Annotated in this window: 12 protein-coding genes and 1 riboswitch; of the genes, 4 read left to right on the top strand and 8 right to left on the bottom strand. The window is 68.3% G+C overall.

Annotated features, from left to right (window positions below):
* Positions 1 to 29 precede the first annotated feature (29 nt).
* The 5 genes from BLV94_RS29810 to pdhA form a co-directional block, all read right to left on the bottom strand.
* Positions 30 to 3,308: a protein kinase domain-containing protein gene (locus tag BLV94_RS29810; RefSeq protein WP_072946685.1), complete on the bottom strand. Its 3,279-nt coding sequence runs from the start codon at positions 3,306 to 3,308 to the stop codon at positions 30 to 32.
* A gap of 479 nt (positions 3,309 to 3,787) precedes the next feature.
* A complete protein-coding gene (lpdA, locus tag BLV94_RS29805) occupies positions 3,788 to 5,164 on the bottom strand; it encodes a dihydrolipoyl dehydrogenase (protein WP_072946684.1) in 1,377 nt (458 codons plus the stop codon).
* A 62-nt stretch (positions 5,165 to 5,226) separates the two neighbouring features.
* Complete coding sequence (locus tag BLV94_RS29800; RefSeq protein ID WP_072946683.1) at positions 5,227 to 6,492, bottom strand: dihydrolipoamide acetyltransferase family protein; 1,266 nt, start codon at positions 6,490 to 6,492, stop codon at positions 5,227 to 5,229.
* A 17-nt stretch (positions 6,493 to 6,509) separates the two neighbouring features.
* A complete protein-coding gene (locus BLV94_RS29795; RefSeq protein ID WP_072946682.1) occupies positions 6,510 to 7,508 on the bottom strand; it encodes an alpha-ketoacid dehydrogenase subunit beta in 999 nt (332 codons plus the stop codon).
* A complete protein-coding gene (gene pdhA, locus BLV94_RS29790; protein ID WP_072946681.1) occupies positions 7,505 to 8,590 on the bottom strand; it encodes a pyruvate dehydrogenase (acetyl-transferring) E1 component subunit alpha in 1,086 nt (361 codons plus the stop codon). Before pdhA ends, BLV94_RS29795 begins: the two co-directional genes overlap by 4 nt.
* 169 nt (positions 8,591 to 8,759) lie before the next feature.
* Between pdhA and BLV94_RS29785 the strand changes: the two genes are divergently transcribed.
* Positions 8,760 to 9,233, top strand: coding sequence for an Lrp/AsnC family transcriptional regulator (locus BLV94_RS29785; RefSeq protein ID WP_072946680.1), 474 nt, complete (start codon positions 8,760 to 8,762; stop codon positions 9,231 to 9,233).
* Positions 9,234 to 9,247: 14 nt separating this feature from the next.
* Here BLV94_RS29785 and BLV94_RS29780 read toward each other — a convergent pair whose 3' ends face one another.
* The gene (locus tag BLV94_RS29780; protein WP_072946776.1) at positions 9,248 to 10,597 is read right to left on the bottom strand and encodes an MFS transporter; all 1,350 of its coding nucleotides are present in this window, start codon (positions 10,595 to 10,597) and stop codon (positions 9,248 to 9,250) included.
* Positions 10,598 to 10,869: 272 nt separating this feature from the next.
* A riboswitch (cobalamin riboswitch) is annotated at positions 10,870 to 11,065 on the top strand.
* A 136-nt stretch (positions 11,066 to 11,201) separates the two neighbouring features.
* Between BLV94_RS29780 and metE the strand changes: the two genes are divergently transcribed.
* Positions 11,202 to 13,463, top strand: a complete 2,262-nt coding sequence (gene metE / locus BLV94_RS29775) for a 5-methyltetrahydropteroyltriglutamate--homocysteine S-methyltransferase (RefSeq protein WP_072946679.1) — start codon at positions 11,202 to 11,204, stop codon at positions 13,461 to 13,463.
* 46 nt (positions 13,464 to 13,509) lie between these two features.
* Here the strand turns inward: metE and BLV94_RS29770 are convergent, their stop codons facing one another.
* Positions 13,510 to 14,886, bottom strand: a complete 1,377-nt coding sequence (locus tag BLV94_RS29770; RefSeq protein WP_072946775.1) for an FAD-binding oxidoreductase — start codon at positions 14,884 to 14,886, stop codon at positions 13,510 to 13,512.
* A gap of 105 nt (positions 14,887 to 14,991) precedes the next feature.
* Here BLV94_RS29770 and BLV94_RS29765 point away from each other — a divergent pair, with 105 nt between their 5' ends.
* Positions 14,992 to 16,863 (top strand): helix-turn-helix domain-containing protein, encoded by a 1,872-nt coding sequence (locus tag BLV94_RS29765; RefSeq protein ID WP_174705542.1) that lies wholly within the window; start codon positions 14,992 to 14,994, stop codon positions 16,861 to 16,863.
* Positions 16,864 to 16,869: 6 nt separating this feature from the next.
* Here BLV94_RS29765 and BLV94_RS29760 read toward each other — a convergent pair whose 3' ends face one another.
* Positions 16,870 to 17,454 (bottom strand): TetR/AcrR family transcriptional regulator, encoded by a 585-nt coding sequence (locus BLV94_RS29760; RefSeq protein ID WP_072946677.1) that lies wholly within the window; start codon positions 17,452 to 17,454, stop codon positions 16,870 to 16,872.
* Positions 17,455 to 17,555: 101 nt separating this feature from the next.
* Here BLV94_RS29760 and BLV94_RS29755 point away from each other — a divergent pair, with 101 nt between their 5' ends.
* Complete coding sequence (locus tag BLV94_RS29755) at positions 17,556 to 18,698, top strand: acyl-CoA dehydrogenase family protein (protein WP_072946676.1); 1,143 nt, start codon at positions 17,556 to 17,558, stop codon at positions 18,696 to 18,698.
* The last annotated feature ends 2 nt before the right edge of the window (positions 18,699 to 18,700 follow it).

Below are 18,700 nucleotides of genomic sequence, written 5' to 3'. Positions count from 1 at the left end.
TCGCCTCCGAACACCCCAACAAGCCCAGCTCAGGAGCCCTCACCCTGCGATTCCACGACCCACGCCGCGATCTGCGCGCGTGAGTTGAACCCCAGTTTCGTCAGGAGGTGCTCCACGTGCCCCTGCGCGGTGCGGGGCGAGATGACGAGCCGGGCGGCGATCTCCTTGTTGGTCAGTCCCTCGACGATCAGGGCGGCAACTTCACGCTCCCGCTTCGTCGGTTTGGGGGACTGGCCGGCGGAGGTAGACGAGGCCGAGACCTGCTCGCCCAGTGCGTAGGCGACGGCTGCGTCGAAACCGAGCGACTCGCCCTTTCGTCGGGCGGCGGCGAACGCGGGTTCGGTCATCGCCTGCCGGGTCGCGCGTTCGCACTCGTCCTGGTACACGCTCAGTCCAGGCACCAGCACCGCCGAACTGCCCACCGACCGGGTGAGCGCCTCGGCCGCCCCCATCAACACGACGGCCCGCTCCATGTTCTGCTCCTCGGCGGCGATCCACGCGAGGGCCTGCAGGCACACACTGGAATTGAGCCGGTCGTTCACCCGGCGATCCACCTGGAGCGCTCGCCCGAGGAGTCGCACCGCTCGGGCTCTCTCCCCCTTCTGCCACACGGCGACGGCCAGCGCCCACATCGAATACGACCGGTACACCGATTCGCCCTGAGCTTCGGTGATCGCGAGGATGCGCTCGTGGCATTCGACGGCACGTTCCGTGTCGTTCAACAGGTCGTACATCATGCCGAGACCCACGACCGCGGCCACCTCGAAGACGTCGTTGCGTGCCGTGAACACAAGGACGGCCTTCTCGAGATGCGCGCGCCCCTCGGGGAGGCGGCCCGCGAACAAGGCTGCGTATCCGATTGCGTGGTCGAGGTGCGCGCGCACCTCCGGGTCGGGCGTCCGGGCGGCGAGCGCCCGCGCTTCCTCCGCCAGGGTGTCCGACACCGAAATGTCGCCCTGCACTCCGGCCAGCACGGCGGCGCCGTAGAGCGCCTTGGCCCGATCGATCGTGGGCTCGGAGACCTGCCGCGCAAGGAGGCGATCGAGCCACCGTCGCCCCTCGACGAACAGCCCCCGGGCCAGCCAGTACGGGTATAACGCGGCCGCGATCCGAACTCCGATGCCCGGGCTGTCGGACACGCAGAAGTCCAGCGCTTCGCGGATATTCGGCAGTTCCCGTGACAATTTGGCGATCAACGGAAGTTGCCGGGAGCTGATCCATTCGGATTCCGCTTCGACCGCGAGGCGGTCACACCAGTCCCGGTGCCGACGGCGCAGTTCGGTGTACACGCCACTCTCCTGCGCCTTTTCGCGCCCGTAGGCTCGCACGGTCTCGAGCATCCGGAACCGCACCGCGGCGCCCGACTCCTCTCGCGTCAGGATCGACTTGTCGACGAGGAAGGTCACCGTGTCGAGAAGATCGTCGACGTCGTCACCGTCGCAGACCTGTTCGGCCGCCTCGAGTTCGAATGTGCCCGCGAACACGGACAGCTGCGCCCACATCCGTTGTTCCACAGGAGTACACAGGTCGTAGCTCCAGTCGATGCACATCCGCAGTGTCTGCTGCCGCGAGGGCGCGTCCCGGCTGCCGCGGGTCAGCAGCAGGTACCGATCGGTCAGGCGCTGCAGGATCTGGTCGGGTGTCATCGCACGGAGCCGGGCCGCAGCCAACTCGATCGGCAGCGGCAAGCCGTCCAGCCGCTGACAGATACGGGCGATGGTGACCTTGTTGTCCTCGGTGAGTTCGAACCCGGGGACGGCGGCGACACCGCGTTCGACGAACAGGGTGACTGCATCGTTGCGGGGCAGCCCTTTCGGGAGATGGTCGGGATCCGGGACGGGCAGCGGAGGGATCAGCAGCGCCGCCTCCCCGCCGATCCCGAGCGGTTCGCGACTCGTCGCGAGAATCCGCAATTGCGGGCATGCGCGAAGCAGGATCTCGGCGAGCTTCGCGGCCGCGGCCACCACCTGCTCGCAGTTGTCCAGCACGAGCAGCAGGTCTCGCGGGGCGAGGAACTCGACGAGCATCTCGTGGGGGTGTCGCGTCGACTGACCCCGCAACCCCAGGGCAGCAACCACCACCCCCGCCAACAGCGAATCATCCAGTAGCTCACCCAGTTCCACCAGCGTCACGCCGTCCGCGAAATTCCGTTGTGCCTTGGTGGCAGCACGAATGGCGAGCCGGGTCTTCCCCACCCCTCCGATCCCGGTCAACGTCACCAGCCGCGACGTCGACAGCAAGTTCGTCGCCTCCGCCAGTTCCGTGCGGCGGTCGACGAAGCTGGTCAGCTCCAGCGGGAGTCCACCTGTCCGGCCCGAGTCCGCCGGCGCTCCGGCAGGCCGGCTCCACGCACCTTCTCCTCCGGGACCGGCGCCCGGTTCTGACGTGCTGCCTTGCACTGCAACTGTTCCCGCATACATCGCCATCTCGTCGACCGGGAAGCCGTGACGCAGTTGCGCGTCGCGGAGTTGCCTGCCCAGTTCCACGGCGGACGGGCGGGCCCCGGGTTCGGACGACATGGCACGTTCGACGACCGCGCTGATCTCCTCGGATACGCCGTGCTCGCGCGGGTTCGGGACCGGCTCGGACGCGATCCTCAGGAACTGCGCCACCAGCTGTTCACCGCTGCGGCGTTCGAACGCCGCGTGACCGGTGATTGCCGCAAACAAGGTGGCGCCGAGCCCGTAGACGTCGGCGGCAGGACTCGGGGCCTCGCCGGCCACGACCTCGGGGGCGGTGAACGCCGGCGACCCCGTCACGATGCCCGCGCTGGTCTCGAACCCGCCCGCGATGTGGGCGATGCCGAAGTCGGTGAGTGCGGGCTCGCCGTAATCGGTGATCAGGATGTTCCCGGGTTTGACGTCGCGATGGAGGATCCCGAGCCGGTGGGCGGTCTCCAGGGCGCCTGCCATCTTCACCCCGAGACGCAGCGCTTCGTCCAGCGGGAGCGGCCCGTGGCGGCGGATCCGTTCGTCGAGCGAGCCCTGCGCCTGGTACGGCATCACGATGTAGGGCCTGCCGTTCTCGGTGACGCCGGCGTGGAGAACATTGACGATGTTGGGGTGACCGGTCAGCCGGCCCGCAGCACGCTGCTCCCGCAGGAATCGGGCTCGGTTCTCCTCGTCGAGGTCGGCGGTGAGGACCTTCACCGCCACAGTGCGGTCGAGCGCAGTCTGGGTGCAGCGGTACACGACCCCGAATCCGCCGCGGCCGATCTCCTGAGCGTCCTCGAATCCAGCCGCCGCCAACTCCGCCGTGACCGAACCGGACACGTCGCGCTGGGTGGCGAACGGATCGACATCAGTCATCGACTACATCGATTCGTCCCATTCGAAACACGGTCGACGCATGCCACACTGCCCACCTCTCGACGTTGTACCCCAGGATATCGCCGACCGTCCCCTCCGATGGCCGACTTGCGTTCCACCCGAGTGTGGGACGGGGACGCGACGCGATAACCGGCCGGTCGGTTCGATCGGCCGGCACTTCGGGTTTCCGCTACAACTGGACACTCGCCCAGTCGTTTTCGAGGATCGACCCGGACGAATCGTTGCTCCCCGCGGTGAATAGTCCCGCACATATCGGGTACCCACCACCTACGCTGATCCGCGGGCCCGGCGGCCCCACGGACCAGCGAGGCCCCCTGACCGGTCACCCCTCGGCTGGAGGGCCACAGCCGCCCGCGGCCGGGGAGCCCCCCTCTTCCTCGCCTGCGGGCGGCACCATGCCGTCACACGCCATACCCTCTCCTCCACCCTGCCAAAGGGACACAGCTGAATGCTCTCGATCAACTGTGGCTGTGCAGCGGGGTTCCCGCGAGTGCGAGGTGCGCCTCGCCGAGCGCCTCGGCCTGGGTGGGGTGCGCGTGAACGAGTGCGGCGACCTCGTTCGGGTAGGCACCCCAGTTGACGATCAATTGTGCCTCGCCGATGAGTTCACCCACGCGTTCTCCGACCATGTGGATACCGACGACCGGTCCGTCCGTGGCTCCGGCGCGGACGAGTTTGACGCCGCCGCTGGTTCCGAGGATCTGGCTTCTGCCGTTGCCGGCGAGGTCGTAGACGACGGTGGCGACGTCGCCGTGGCGTTCGCGTGCCTGTTCTTCGGTGAGCCCGACCGACGCGACCTCGGGGTTCGAGTACGTCACCCGCGGAATTGCGCTGTCCTCCAACAAGGTCGGGCTCAGACCGGCGATCGTCTCGGCGACGAAGATGCCCTGCTGGAATCCGCGGTGCGCGAGTTGAGGTCCGGCGACGATGTCGCCGACCGCGTACACGTCCGGCTGCGAGGTGCGCAGGGAATCGTCGACCGTGACGAATCCGCGGGGGTCGACGTCGACGCCCAGCTCGGTGAGTCCCAGGCCCGCGGTGCGGGGTCCGCGGCCGACCGCGACGAGCAGCAGGTCGGCCTCGAGCGTGTCGCCCGATTCCACGGTGACGCTGACCGTCCGCTCGTCCTGAACGGCTTTCGCGAATCGGGTGCCGGTCATGACCGTGATGGCGCGCTTGCGCAGGGCCCGGGTGAGTTGCTTCGAGGCCCATTCGTCCTCGGCGGCGATCAGCCGGGGCAGCGCCTCGACGATCGTGACGTCCGCGCCCAGGGACGCCCAGATGCCGGCGAACTCGACGCCGATGACACCGCCGCCGAGCACGACGACGCGCCGCGGAAGCTCGGGGAACGTCAATGCTTGGTCGCTGGTGAGGATTCGGCCGCCGATCTCGAGTCCGGGGAGACTCCGGACCTCCGAACCGGTCGCGAGGACCAGTGCCGCGCCGGTGATCGTGCGGTCACCGACGTGGACGGTGCGGCCTCCGGCGTAGCGACCGGTGCCGTGGACCACTTCGATCCGGTGACTGCGGACCAACCCCTGCAGACCCTTGTAGAGGCGTTCGACGATCGCGTTCTTGTACGCGTGGACACCGTCGAGGTCGATCCCGTCGAGTGTCGCACCGATCCCGAGGGCCGACGCGTGGGCGACGGTGTCAGCGACCTCGGCGGCGTGCACGAGCGCCTTGGTGGGAATGCACCCGCGGTGCAGGCAGGTGCCGCCGACCTTGTCCTCTTCTATCAGGGTGACGGATTTGCCCAATTGCGCGGCACGGAAGGCGCAGGCGTATCCGCCGGATCCTCCGCCGAGAATCAGGACGTCGGGTTGGTCAGACATGGGGAATCTCCCTCGGTCGGGCACGTCATCGGACGTGCCGGAAGGTCGGATCGAACGGAGGCTCAGCTCAGCGCGATCAACGTCATCGGGTCGGACAGGATCTGGCCGATGGCGGCGAGGAATCGCGATCCCTGCTCGCCGTCGACCAGTCGATGGTCGAACGACAGGCTCAAGGTCGTCACCGACCGCAACGCGATCTCGCCCCGGTATTCCCACGGCTGCCTGCGGATCGCCCCGAAGCACAGGATCGCCGCCTCGCCGGGGTTGAGGATGGGTGTGCCCGAGTCGATGCCGAAGACACCGACGTTGGTGATCGTGATGGTGCCGTCCGCCAGGTCGGCCGGTCCGGTCTTCCCCTCCTTGGCGGTGGTCGTCAGATCCGACAGGGCGATCGCAAGGTCGCGCAGACCGAGGGTGTGTGCGTTCTTGATGTTGGGCACCATGAGTCCGCGCGGCGTGGCGGCCGCGATGCCGAGGTTCACGGAGCGTTTGACCACGATCTCCTGCGCGCCTTCGTCCCAGAACGAATTCAGGGTCGGGTTGGTGCGCAGCGCCACGAGCAGGGCCTTGGCCACCAACGTCAGTGGTGTCAGGCGCACGTCGGTGAAGTGCTTCGTGTCCCGTAGCTGAGCCAGCAGTTCGATGGTCGGGGTGACGTCGACCGTGACGAACTCGGTGACGTGCGGGGCGGTGAACGCGCTGCGGACCATCGCCGCCGCAGTGTGCTTGCGGACGCCCTTGATCGGGATGCGTTCCTCGTCGGCGTCGGGCACGGGCGTGGCCGTCGGCGTCGTCACCGGGGTGGCGGTGCGATGACGTTCGAGGTCATCCCTGGTGACCTCACCGTGCACCCCGGTGGCAGCCACCGCGGTGAGGTCGACCCCGTGTCGCTTCGCGACGAACCGCACGGGCGGCGAGGCCAGCGGACGCGTCGGGTGCGGGGCGGGCACCTCGTCGACGCGAGCGACCGCGGCGGTTGTGTGCCTGCGGCGGCGCTTGCTGGACGAGTCCTCGGCCACGCCGTAGCCGACGAGGACCGGAGTCCGCTCGGCCGGGGGCGCGGGGTCCACCTTCGGTTCCTCGCCGGCGACCTCGATGTCGATGAACGGGCAGCCGACGTCGACGGTCGTCCCCTCCGCCGCGTGCAGCGCGACCACCGTTCCGGCGTACGGGGATGGGAGTTCGACGGAGGCCTTCGCGGTCTCGACCTCGGCGATGTTCTGGTTCAGCGTCACGGTGTCACCGACCGCGACCTGCCAGGTCAGCAGTTCGGCGTCGGTGAGGCCCTCGCCGAGGTCGGGCAGCAGGAATGTCTTGACAGTGGGCACGGGGGAACTCCTGATGCTTACGCGGTGAAGGTGCGGTCGACGGCGTCGAGGATGCGGTCGACGTCCGGCAGGAAGTGCTGTTCGAGTTTCGCCGGCGGATAGGGGACGGTGAAGCCGCCGACGCGGGCGACCGGCGCCTCGAGGTGGTAGAAGCAGCGCTCGCTGATGCGGGCGGCGATTTCGGCGCCGATGCCGAGGAACACGGGCGCCTCGTGGGTGACGACCAGGCGTCCGGTGCGCTGCACGGACGCGGCGACGGTGTCGACGTCGAGCGGGGAGAGGGACCGCAGATCGATCACTTCGACCGAACGACCCTCATCCGCAGCGACCTTCGCCGCCTGCAGGGCCGTCGTCACGAGCGGCCCGTACGCGACGACGGTGACGTCGGTGCCCGGGGCGACCACCCGGGCCTTGTGCAGTGGCCCCGTCGCGGCCGGGTCGATCTGCCCCTTCTCCCAGTAGCGGCGCTTGGGCTCGAAGAACAGCACCGGATCGTCCGAGGCGATGGCCTGCTGGATCATCGTGTGCGCGTCGGATGCGTTGCTGCAGGTGACCACCCGCAGTCCCGCGGTCGCGGCGAAATAGCCCTCCGGGGACTCGGAGTGATGCTCGATCGCGCCGATGCCGCCGCCGTACGGGACGCGGATGGTGATCGGCATCGTGACGTTGCCGCCGGTGCGGTAGTGCAGTTTGGCGACCTGCGAGACGATCTGGTCGAAGCCGGGGTAGATGAACCCGTCGAACTGGATCTCACACACCGGCCGGTAGCCGCGCATCGCGAGACCGACTGCGGTGCCGATGATCCCGGACTCGGCGAGCGGGGTGTCGATGACACGGTTGGGGCCGAAGTCCTTCTGCAGTCCGTCGGTGATGCGGAAGACGCCGCCGAGTTTGCCGATGTCCTCACCCAGGAGCACGACCTTCGGGTCGTTCTCGAGGGCGCGGCGCAGGCCGGCGTTGAGGGCCTTGCCGAGCGGAAGCGTGGTCGGGGCGGCCGCGGAGATGGATGTGCTCATGCGTCGGTCCCTTCGAAGCTGTCGAGGTAGGAGGCGAACTGGCGCCGCTCGTCGTCGACGAGGGGATGGGGTTCGGCGTAGACGTTGTCGAACAACGACATCGGCTCGGGCTCGACGGTCTCGAGGCACCCGCGGCGCAGCGCCGCGGCGGTGTCGTCGGCGCGCTGCTGCACCGCGGCGAGATAGTCGTCGTCGATCGCGCCCGCCGACTCGAGGAGCGCACGGATGCGGTCGAGGGGGTCCTTGCGTTTCCATTCCTCGTCGAGCGCGGCCGGGCGGTACCGGGTCGGGTCGTCGGACGTGGTGTGCGGGCCCATCCGGTACGTGACGGCCTCGATCAGGGTCGGTCCGCTGCCTTCCCGTGCCCGTTCGAGCGCGGCCCGGGTCACGGCGATCACGGCGATCACGTCGTTGCCGTCGACGCGCACACTGGGAACGCCGAAGCCCCGGCCCCGCGCGGCGATGCTCACCCGCGACTGCAGACTGACCGGTTCGGAGATCGCCCACTGGTTGTTCTGGCAGAAGAACACCACCGGTGCGTTGAAGCTCGCGGCGAATCCGAAGGCCTCGGAGATGTCGCCCTGACTGGTGGCGCCGTCGCCGAAGTAGGTGATCGCGGCGCCGTCGGAGCCGTCGAACTGCAGCCCCATCGCATACCCGGTGGCGTGCAGCGCCTGCGCGCCGACGATGATCGCCGGGGTTGTCATGTTGTAGTCGAACGGGTTCCAGCCCGAGTGCGTCGACCCCCGCCAGAACCGGAGCATGTGGGTGGGATCGACGCCGCGGCAATACGCCACCCCGTGTTCGCGGTAGCTGGCGAAGACGAAGTCGCCGGGATCGAGGGCGCGAGCCGACCCGACCTGCGCCGCTTCCTGCCCCAGCAGCGGCGCCCACAGGCCCAGTTCGCCCTGCCGCTGCAGCGCAGTCGCCTCCGCGTCGATGCGCCGCACCACGACGAGGTCTTCGTACAGCGCGCGCACCGCGGCGACGTCCACGTCGTCGACGTACCGGGAGTAGTCGGGATGATCCACTCGCGCACCGGTTTCGGTGACCAGCTGCACCACATCATCGTTGTCGAACACGAAACCTCCGAATGGGGATGGAACGGGAAACACCGCCGCCCACGTGTGACCGTTTCGGTCAGAATGATGCACTTATGCAAACATCGGGATCCAGCATGCGCAAGTGCTGTCTATCAAATTAAGCAAAATGCCCAACTCCCAGCACGGAGAGTGTGGGATACTGCGCTACATGACGAGACTCGATCGAACCGATGCCCGCCTTCTGCTCGCCCTGTGCGACGCCCCCCGCGCAACCGGCGTCCAACTGGCGACCCTGCTGGGGATGGCACGGAATACCGTGCAGGCACGAATGTCTCGCTGGGAGGAGCAGCGCGTGCTCGCGCCCGTGGACCGCTGCGTGTCACCCCGCGACCTGGGATACCCCCTGCAGGCGTTCGTCACCGCGGTCGTCGACCAGCACCGCCTCGAGGACGTCATCGAACACCTGCGGGACATCGCCGAGGTCGTCGAGGTCGTCGGCATCTCCGGAGCGGCAGACCTGCACATCGGCGTGGTCGCCGTCGATGCCGACGACCTGTACCGCGTCGCCGGCCTCATCCTCGCCGTGCCCGGGATCGAGCGCACCACGGTGTCCGTCGCCATGCGTGACGCCATCCCCTACCGGACCCGCCCACTGCTCGAGCGGATCGCCGAGGAGCGCTGACCCCGGGCGCATGCTCAACGACTCGCGGTGACCACGCGGGTCTCTGCGTCTTCGGTACTGCGCGTGGCACTTACCCGGGATCTGAGGATGAGAACCAGCATCACGGCGACGAGCATGACCGCCCCCACGACCCACAGGCCGGCGCGCGAGTTCCCGGTGGCGTCGAACAGCCACCCGGTGACGTACGGGGCCCCGAAACCGCTCAGGTTGCCCACCGAGTTGACGACGGCGATGCCTGCCGCGGCGCCGGCACCGGTCAGGAATGTGCTGGGCAGGTACCAGAACACGGGCAGTGCGCAGAACACACCGACCGCGTTGACGGTGACCGCGATCATCGTCGTGAGCGGCGACTGCATGTACAGGGCGACCGGGATGGAGACGGCTCCGATCAGGGTGGGGACGGCGACGTGCCAGATCCGCTCACCCGTCCGGTCGGAGTGCCTGCTCCACAACACCATTGCGACGGCGCCGACCGCGAACGGAACCGCGACGATCAACCCGGTGGTGAACAGCGAGAAATCGGTGGCGAACGTCTTCTTGAAACCGGCGACGATGCTGGGCAGGAAGAAGCTGAGCGAGTACAGCCCGTAGGTGATCCCGAAGTAGACGAGGCCCAGCATCCACACGCGGGAATCCGTCAGCGCCCGGCGCACCGACCCGTGGGAACCGGATTCCGAAGCCTCGGATTCGAGTTCGCGAGTGAGCCACACCTTTTCGTCCTCATCCAGCCACGTGGCCTGCGACGGCCGGTCCGTGAGGTAGAACCAGGTGACCACCGCGAGCAGGACGGCGGGTATCCCCTCGATCAAGAACATCACGCGCCAACCGGACAGTCCGAACAGGCCGTCCCAGTATTGGATGATGGCGCTCGACAACGGTGCCCCGAGCGCCGACGACACCGGGAGCGCGAGAAGGAACAGGCCCATCAGCCGGACCCGGTAGGCGCGGGGAAACCACAGGGTCAGGTAGAGCAGGACCCCCGGGAAGAAGCCGGCCTCGGCGATACCCAGCAGCATGCGCAACCCGTACAGCGATCCCACATTGGGCACGAAGGCCATGGCGGCCGCGATGATCCCCCACGTGAGCATGATCCGGGCGATCCAGCGGCGTGCCCCGAACCTGTGCAGCGCGAGATTGCTCGGCACCTCGAACAGGAGATACCCGATGAAGAACAGCCCGGAGGCCAGGCCGAACATCGTCTCGGTGAGGCCGAGTTCCGCGCTCATGGTCAACTTCGCCAGCCCGATATTGGTCCGGTCGAGGTAGTTGACGAAATAGGCCAGGCCGAGGAACGGAATGAGCCGCCGGGCGACCTTCCGGACCACCCTCGCCTCGATCTCGGGTTTCTGCAGTACAGGCGACATGAATGTCTCGGCTTCCTGAAGAGTGGGCGCGCCCGACCGGGCGACGTGACGTGACGTGACGTGGACCACTCTATGAGTCGGATCAGCTCGAAACTATGGAGAAACCACACATGCGACACCGCGATGAATGGAGGGATCCTCAGCCGAACGTCTCCCCTGGGAAGCGGGTGTGGTGTCCCACCCGGACGGGGTTGTCCCCTATGCTGACCGGTGCAGCTGGTTCGCCCGGCACGGTCATGAGGAGCCCCGAAGACCGCACCAGGCGTCGAAGCACCGCGAATCCCTCCGGGGGTCTCGGGGTGTGAGAGGGAACCCGGTGAGAATCCGGGACTGTCCCGCAGCGGTGAGTGGGAACGACCGCCGTCATCATGCACTGGGCATTTTGCCTGGGAAGCGACGGCCACTAGGTCCGGTGGATGCCACCGGGTGCCCGCGAGTCCGAAGACCTGCCGACTGCGTCGGGCACGCCGTGCCCGACGGTCCACCGCCTCGGGGAATGGGCGTGTAGGCCTCCTCGTGTCGCAGCATGCTTTGTCTCGGGCTCGAGAGGTGTACTCGTTTCTGCCGGTGGTGGTCCTTCCCTGCATGCAACTGGAGAAACACCGTGACCACCCTCTTCACCGCGACCGTACTGGGATCACCTCGTATCGGTCGGAACCGCGAACTCAAGAAGGTCGTCGAGGCCTACTGGGCGGGCCGCGCCGACGCCGCCGCCCTGGCCGCGGTCGGCGCCGACCTGCGCCGGCAGACCTGGACCGACCTGCGCGATGCCGGGCTCGATTCGATCCCGGTCAACACGTTCTCGTACTACGACCAGGTCCTCGACACCGCCGTCCTGCTCGGCGCCCTGCCCGACCGTGTCGCCGGCATCGACGACGACCTCGACCGGTACTTCGCCGCCGCTCGCGGCACCGACAGCGTCACCCCGCTGGAGATGACGAAGTGGTTCGACACCAACTACCACTACCTCGTCCCCGAAATCACCCCGTCCACCTCGTTCGCCCTGGATGCGTCGAAGGTGCTCGGCGAACTCGGTGAGGCCCTCGAACTCGGCATCGCGGCCCGCCCGGTGATCGTGGGTCCGGTGACGTTCCTGCTGCTGTCGAAGGCCGTCGGCTCGGAGGCGCCGCTGCTGGATCGGATCGATGAGCTGGTGCCGTTGTATGCGGATCTGCTGACCCAGCTCCACGACGCCGGCGCCGAGTGGGTGCAGATCGACGAACCGGCCCTGGTCGCCGACCGCACCCCGGAGGAGATCGCCACCGCCAAGCGCGTCTACGACCAGCTGTCCGCCGTCGAAACCCGTCCCGCGATCCTGCTGGCGTCCTACTTCGGCAGCCTCGGCGACGCCCTGCCCGCGATCGCCTCGACCGGGGTCGAGGGCATCGCCGTCGATCTGGTCGCCGGATCCGACACCCTCGCCGCGGTTCCCGAACTGACCCGCAAGCACGTCGTCGCCGGTGTCGTGGACGGGCGCAACATCTGGCGCACCGACCTCGAAAACGCCCTGACCACCCTCGGCACCCTGCTCGGCAGCACCGGATCGCTGGCGGTGTCCACCTCCTGCTCGCTGCTGCACGTCCCGTACACCCTGCAGGCCGAGAAGAACGTGGACAAGGCGCTGCGGTCGTGGCTGGCGTTCGGCACCGAGAAGGTCCGCGAGGTGGTCACGCTGGCCACCGCGCTCACCGAGGGCCGGGAGACGGTGGACGAGGAGTTCGCGCTGGCCCGGGCGGCGGCCTCGACCCGCACCACCGACCCGCGGCTGCGCGACAACGCAATCCGCGCCCGGCTGGAAACGATCCTGGCCTCCGACCCCGGCCGCTCCCCCGCCGATCAGCGCCGCCCGGCCCAGGCCGCGCTGGAGTTGCCGCTGCTACCGACCACCACCATCGGCTCCTACCCGCAGACCACCGCGATCCGGGTGGCGCGAGCCGCGCTGCGCAAGGGTGAGATCGACGACGCCGAGTACCTGATCCGGATGCGCGCCGAGATCGCCGATGTCGTTGCGCTGCAGGAGGAACTGGGCCTCGACGTCCTCGTGCACGGCGAGCCGGAACGCAACGACATGGTGCAGTACTTCGCCGAGCAGTTGGACGGGTTCTTCGCCACCGAGAACGGCTGGGTGCAGTCGTACGGGTCCCGGTGCGTCCGTCCGCCGATCCTCTACGGCGACGTGCGCCGTCCGAACCCGATGACCGTCAGCTGGATCACCTACGCCCAGTCCCTCACCCAGCGCCCGGTCAAAGGCATGCTCACCGGTCCGGTGACCATCCTGGCGTGGTCGTTCGTGCGCGACGACCAGCCGCTCGCGGACTCGGCGAACCAGGTGGCCCTCGCCATCCGCGACGAGACGGTCGACCTGCAGGGCGCCGGGATCCGGATCGTCCAGGTCGACGAGCCCGCACTGCGCGAACTCCTGCCGCTGCGGGCGGCCGAGCAGACCGCCTACCTGGACTGGTCCGTGGGGGCGTTCCGGCTCGCGACCTCGGGGGTCGCGGACTCGACGCAGATCCACACCCACCTGTGCTACTCGGAGTTCGGTGAGGTCATCGACGCCATCGCGAACCTGGACGCGGATGTGACGTCGATCGAGGCGGCCCGCTCGCACATGGAGGTCCTGGGTGACCTGAACGCCGTCGGGTTCGATCTCGGCGTCGGCCCGGGTGTCTACGACATCCACTCCCCGCGCGTGCCGAGCGTGGAGGAGATCGCAGCCTCGCTGAAGGAGGCGCTCGAAGCGGTTCCGGCGGAACGGTTGTGGGTCAACCCGGACTGCGGATTGAAGACCCGCAGTCCGGTGGAGGTGGAGGCGTCGCTGCGTAACCTCGTCGACGCCGCGAAGCTGGTCCGCGCCGGCCTCTGACACACCCCCTGTGAGTACTTGTTAACCGCCGGCGGTTAACAAGTACTCACGGGCCCGGGGCAAAGACCTTTCCCGGGTTCAGGATTCCGTGCGGGTCGAGGGCGTTCTTCACCGATCGGTGCATGTCCAGCACGACCGGATCGAGTTCCTGGGCAAGACCTTCCATCTTCAGCAGACCGACACCGTGTTCACCGGTGACGGTGCCACCGAGTTCGAGTGCGGCGTCGATGATTTCCGCGAAGGCGGCCTGCGCGCGGGCGCGGGCAGGCTCGTCGTCGCGGGGTGTGATGAGCAACGGGTGCAGGTTTCCGTCGCCGGCGTGTGCGATGTTGGCGATCGTGGTCTCGTGGGCGATGCCGATCTGTTCGATGCGTGCAAGCATCTCGGGGACAGCCCGTTTCGGAACGCACACGTCTTCGGTGAGAACCGGTCCGAGCCGCTCCATCGCCGGGTAGGCCAGGCGGCGCGCGGCGAACAACGCATCCGCCTCCTCCTGGTCGGTGGACACGGCAGACCACGTGGCTCCGGCCTCGTCGAAGCACGACAGCATCTTCTCCGCCTCCTGGTCGCCGATGACGCCCGCGGTGTCGATGCGGCCGAGGAGAACGACGTTCGCCTCCACCGACAGTCCCATCTTCTTCCACGCATCGACGGCGATGAGGCACTGCCTGTCCACCAATTCGAGCGCCGACGGGGTGAGCCCCGCCGCGGCCACCGCGCTGACGGCCCGGCCCGCGTCGACGATGGAATCGAAGTAGCCGGCCACCGTGCGCTGCGGGTCTTGCAGCGGGCGCAACTTGACCGTGATTTCGGTGATGACGCCGAGCGTTCCTTCGGACCCGACCATCAGACCCGCCAGGTCGTAGCCGGCCACCCCCTTGGCGGTCTTGCGTCCGAGGCGCACGAGTTCACCTGTGCCGGTGACGATCTGCATTCCGAGCACGTAGTCACGGGTGACGCCGTACTTGACGCAGCACAGTCCGCCCGCGTTGGTGGCGACGTTCCCTCCGATCGTCGACCACGGCGCGCTGGCCGGGTCCGGCGGATACCAGAGTCCGTGTTCGGCGCACGCTGCCCGGAGGTGATCGTTCACCACGCCGGGTTCGACGACGGCGTACCGCTCGAGGGGATCGATCTCCTTGATCGCGTTCATACCCTCGAGCGCGAGGACGACGCAGCCGTCGGTCGCGTTCGCCCCGCCGGACAGGCCGGTGCCGGCGCCCCGCGTAACGACGGCGGTGTCGTGCTCGAGGCAGGCGCGCACGACGGCCTGGACTTCGAGCGCCGTTCGGGGCCGGACGACGGCGAGCGGCGCCGCGTACGGCGCCCACTCCGCCTCGTCGTGCTGGTACCGGGCGACGACGTCGGGGTCGCGCACGACACGATCCGCCGGAAGGGCTGCCAACAGTGCATCGATCAACATGACGAAAACCAGTCCTTTGCGGGCGAGAAGGTGATGGTTCAAACGTAGCTGTGATCTGGATCTCGGCCAATGTAGATTCCATCTATCAAATCCAGGAATCCATGGATGGAGACACCAGTGAGTACTGCCGATCGTGGCTGGATGGAACTGCTGCTCGACGACGCACCCCTCGACGAACTCGAGACCCTCCGGCGCACGCTGATCGACGGCTCCACCCCGTCCGACCGGGCGACGGTCGAACGGGAGGCCAACGCCGCGCTGCGGCTGCGGGCACAGCTCGACCAGCGCCGGCAGCGCAGCAGGGAACTGGCGGCGCTCAACGACATCGCGGTCCGGCTGACGACGGTCCGCGACGACCGGGCGCTGCTGCAGGAGGTGGTCGACCAGGCGCGGCAACTGCTCGGGGTGGATCTCGCCTACATGGGATCGGTCTACGACGAGGAATTCGTCATCGAAGTCACCAGCGGGGCGCTGACCCCGAATCTCGTCGGCATCCGGCTGGCACTGGACGAAGGACTCGTGGGCCTGATCGTCCGCCGGTCCGCACCGGAGTGGACCCCCGACTACCAGAGCGAACCGGCCTTCCGGCACATCACGGGAGCCGACAGCGCGGCGCGGTCGGAGAACATGCGCGGCCTGCTCGGGGTCCCCCTCCGCGTCGCCGACCGCGTCATCGGTGCGTTGTTCGCGTGCAAGCGTCAGGAGCGGGCGTTCACCGAATCCGAGATCGCGCTGTTGTCGGCGCTGGCGGCGCATGCGGCGATCGCGATCGAGAACGTGCGCTCGCTGGAACGCGACCGAGACACTGTCGCACGGCTCGAAGCGGTGAACGCCGAATTGTCGCAGCGCACGAACGAACTCGAGCAGATTCTGCAGTGGGACCGGACGCTGACCCAGGTGGTGCTACTCGGCGCGGGAGTGCAGCGCCTGGTGCAAGAGGTCGCTCAACTCTCCCGGCAACCGGCATATTTCGTGCTGGACGAATCTGCGTTACCGGCGGAACTGATGCCGCACGCGGACGATGTGACGGCGGCGGTCCGCGAATTGCGCGCAGGCGGGAAGGACCACATCGCACGACGCGGGGTGCTGGCGCAACGCGTCGCGGCGGCCGGGGAGATGCTCGGCGCGCTGCTGTCCCTGGGCGCGGAGCAGCCGACCACGCGTCTGCTGCTCGAACGGGCCGCACCGGCGATCGCACTGTCGCTCGCCGAGGAACGCGCGGCCGGTGAGGCGACGCGTCGCGCACGGGACGCGTTTCTCGTCGACCTGCTGACGCATCCGGCCGCCACCGAGCAGGACGAACGCAGGCAACTGCGGTTGGCCGGTCTGAACCCCGACACGACGTACTGCATCGCGGTGGCGACCGCCGCCGGGCCGGACACGTCCATCCGCACTGCCCTCGAAAACTTGCCGCTCCCACCTGGAACCGTTGCGGCGGAACACGGCTCCCGCGCACTGGCCGTCGTCCCCGCCAAGAACTCCGCGTCCGTCCAGGCGGTGTTCACCTCCGGGCGGCTCGACGCGACGATCGGTATCGCGGAACCTGCGCGCGGTGCGAAGGCGCTCGCCCACGCGTACGTCGAAGCGCAGCAGACCGTCGACGTGCTCGACACCCTCGGACGCTCGGGGGAGGTCTCCTCCGCGCGCGGTCTGGGCATCTACCGGATCCTGCTGAGCCACCTGGCGCGTGAGCACCTCGACGAACTGACGGAGGCCCAGCTGGGGCCGTTGATGGCGGAGCAGTCCAAACGCGGGGTGCCGCTGCTGGAAACGCTGTCGGAGTATCTGGCGCACGGCCGTCACCACGCGGCGACCGCGTCGAGCCTCGGCGTCCACGTCAACACCCTGTATCAACGCCTCGACGCGATCGATCGCCTCCTCGGCCCGGACTGGCGCGACCCCGACAAGGCACTCGACCTGCAGGTGCTGATGCGGTTGCGGAGAACGGCGGACCTACTCGGCGCGCGGACTCGGTGACCCGGCTCAGGCGCTGATGCCGCCCGTGAGGATGGCGGCGAGTTCGGCGTACGCGTGCGCGTCGTCGAGCCCGGTGCTGTCGCGGACCCCGCGTTGCTGGATGCGGACCATCATGGTGGCGGCGAGGTCGGCGGCGAACGCGGCGTGCACGTCGCGGAAGTCGCCGGCGGCGACGCCCTCGGTGATCAACTCCTGGACCCGACCGGCCGCGAACTGCGTGTTCCGTTCGTAGACCTCCCGTGCCGGGGGGAAGGCGTCGAGGTCGGCCATGAACTGGTCGGACGCGGCCGCGAGTGCGTTGCCGACGGCCGACAGGTACGCGGTGATCCGCTCGCGGGCCCCGCCGATCGGCTCGATGCGCGACTCGACGTCCTCGGTCGCGCGGCGGAAGAAGTGCACCGTGGCGGCCCGGACCAGCTGCTCCTTGCTGCCGGCGAGGGTGTAGAGCGTCGACTTCGAGCAGCGCAGCCGGTTCGCGATCTCGTCGAGCGTCAGGTGTGCGAACCCCTCGACCAGAAAGAGGTCGACGAGGGCGTCGAAGAGCTGGGTGCGCCGTCGGGTGGCGAAACCGGGTCGGGGGGGCTGCTCCATGACAGAAATAGTACTGGGAGGTGCCTTGCAGTACTATTTCGCAATCAGTACTCTGGGCCGTAATCCAGTACTGCTTTCCGTAGCCTTCCCGAGGAGACACTGTGGCCGTCGATCGTTTGCTGCCTACTGACGAAGCCCGTGACCTGATCCGGCTCACGCGCGACGTCGCCGACAAGGTCCTGACGCCGATCGTCGACGAGCACGAGAAGTCGGAGACCTACCCCGAAGGCGTGTTCGCCACCCTCGGCGAGGCCGGACTGCTGAGCCTGCCGTACCCCGAGGAGTGGGGCGGCGGCGCGCAGCCGTACGAGGTGTACCTGCAGGTGCTCGAGGAGATCGCCGCCCGCTGGGCCGCCGTCGCGGTGGCGGTCAGCGTCCACAGCCTCGCCTGCCACCCGCTGATGGCGTTCGGCACGGACGAGCAGAAGCAGCAGTGGCTCCCGGACATGCTCGGCGGCAACACCGTCGGCGCCTACAGCCTGTCCGAGCCCCAGGCCGGATCCGACGCCGCCGCACTGACCTGCAAGGCCGCCGCGACCGACGGCGGGTACGTCGTCAACGGCGCGAAGGCCTGGATCACGCACGGCGGCATCGCCGATTTCTACAACCTCTTCGCCCGCACCGGTGAGGGCTCGAAGGGGATCTCCTGCTTCCTGGTCCCGAAGGACACCGAGGGACTCACGTTCGGCAAGCCCGAGGAGAAGATGGGCCTGCACGCCGTGCCGACCACGTCCGCGCACTACGACGACGCCTTCGTGCCCGTGGAGCGGCGCATCGGCGCGGAGGGTCAGGGGCTGCAGATCGCATTCAGCGCACTGGATTCCGGCCGGCTGGGCATCGCCGCCGTCGCCGTCGGACTCGCGCAGGCGGCCCTCGACGAGGCCGTGGCCTACGCCCAGGAACGGACCGCGTTCGGCAAGAAGATCATCGACCACCAGGGCCTCGGGTTCCTGCTCGCCGACATGGCCGCCGCCGTCGACTCGGCGCGCGCCACATACATCGACGCCGCCCGCCGCCGCGACGCCGGCCTGCCGTACTCCCGCAACGCGTCCGTCGCCAAGCTCGTCGCCACCGACGCCGCCATGAAGGTCACCACCGACGCCGTGCAGGTCCTCGGCGGTTACGGCTACACCCGCGACTTCCGCGTCGAGCGGTACATGCGCGAAGCGAAGATCACCCAGATCTTCGAGGGCACCAACCAGATTCAGCGACTGGTCATCAGCCGCACCCTCGCCGCGAACTGACG

The organism is Rhodococcus koreensis, assembly GCF_900105905.1.
Lineage (GTDB): Bacteria > Actinomycetota > Actinomycetes > Mycobacteriales > Mycobacteriaceae > Rhodococcus_F > Rhodococcus_F koreensis.
The sequence above is the reverse complement of the archived record's forward strand: the minus strand, read 5'-3'. Positions and strand labels throughout refer to the sequence as shown.

What these genes read in the sequence shown, in the direction of transcription:
- BLV94_RS29810 (WP_072946685.1), bottom strand. Translation starts at nt 3,308, where the DNA reads ATGACTGATGTCGATCCGTTCGCCACCCAGCGCGACGTGTCCGGTTCG.
- lpdA (WP_072946684.1), bottom strand. Translation starts at nt 5,164, where the DNA reads ATGTCTGACCAACCCGACGTCCTGATTCTCGGCGGAGGATCCGGCGGA.
- BLV94_RS29795 (WP_072946682.1), bottom strand. Translation starts at nt 7,508, where the DNA reads ATGAGCACATCCATCTCCGCGGCCGCCCCGACCACGCTTCCGCTCGGC.
- BLV94_RS29785 (WP_072946680.1), top strand. Translation starts at nt 8,760, where the DNA reads ATGACGAGACTCGATCGAACCGATGCCCGCCTTCTGCTCGCCCTGTGC.
- BLV94_RS29780 (WP_072946776.1), bottom strand. Translation starts at nt 10,597, where the DNA reads ATGTCGCCTGTACTGCAGAAACCCGAGATCGAGGCGAGGGTGGTCCGG.
- BLV94_RS29770 (WP_072946775.1), bottom strand. Translation starts at nt 14,886, where the DNA reads ATGTTGATCGATGCACTGTTGGCAGCCCTTCCGGCGGATCGTGTCGTG.
- BLV94_RS29765 (WP_174705542.1), top strand. Translation starts at nt 14,992, where the DNA reads ATGGAGACACCAGTGAGTACTGCCGATCGTGGCTGGATGGAACTGCTG.
- BLV94_RS29760 (WP_072946677.1), bottom strand. Translation starts at nt 17,454, where the DNA reads ATGGAGCAGCCCCCCCGACCCGGTTTCGCCACCCGACGGCGCACCCAG.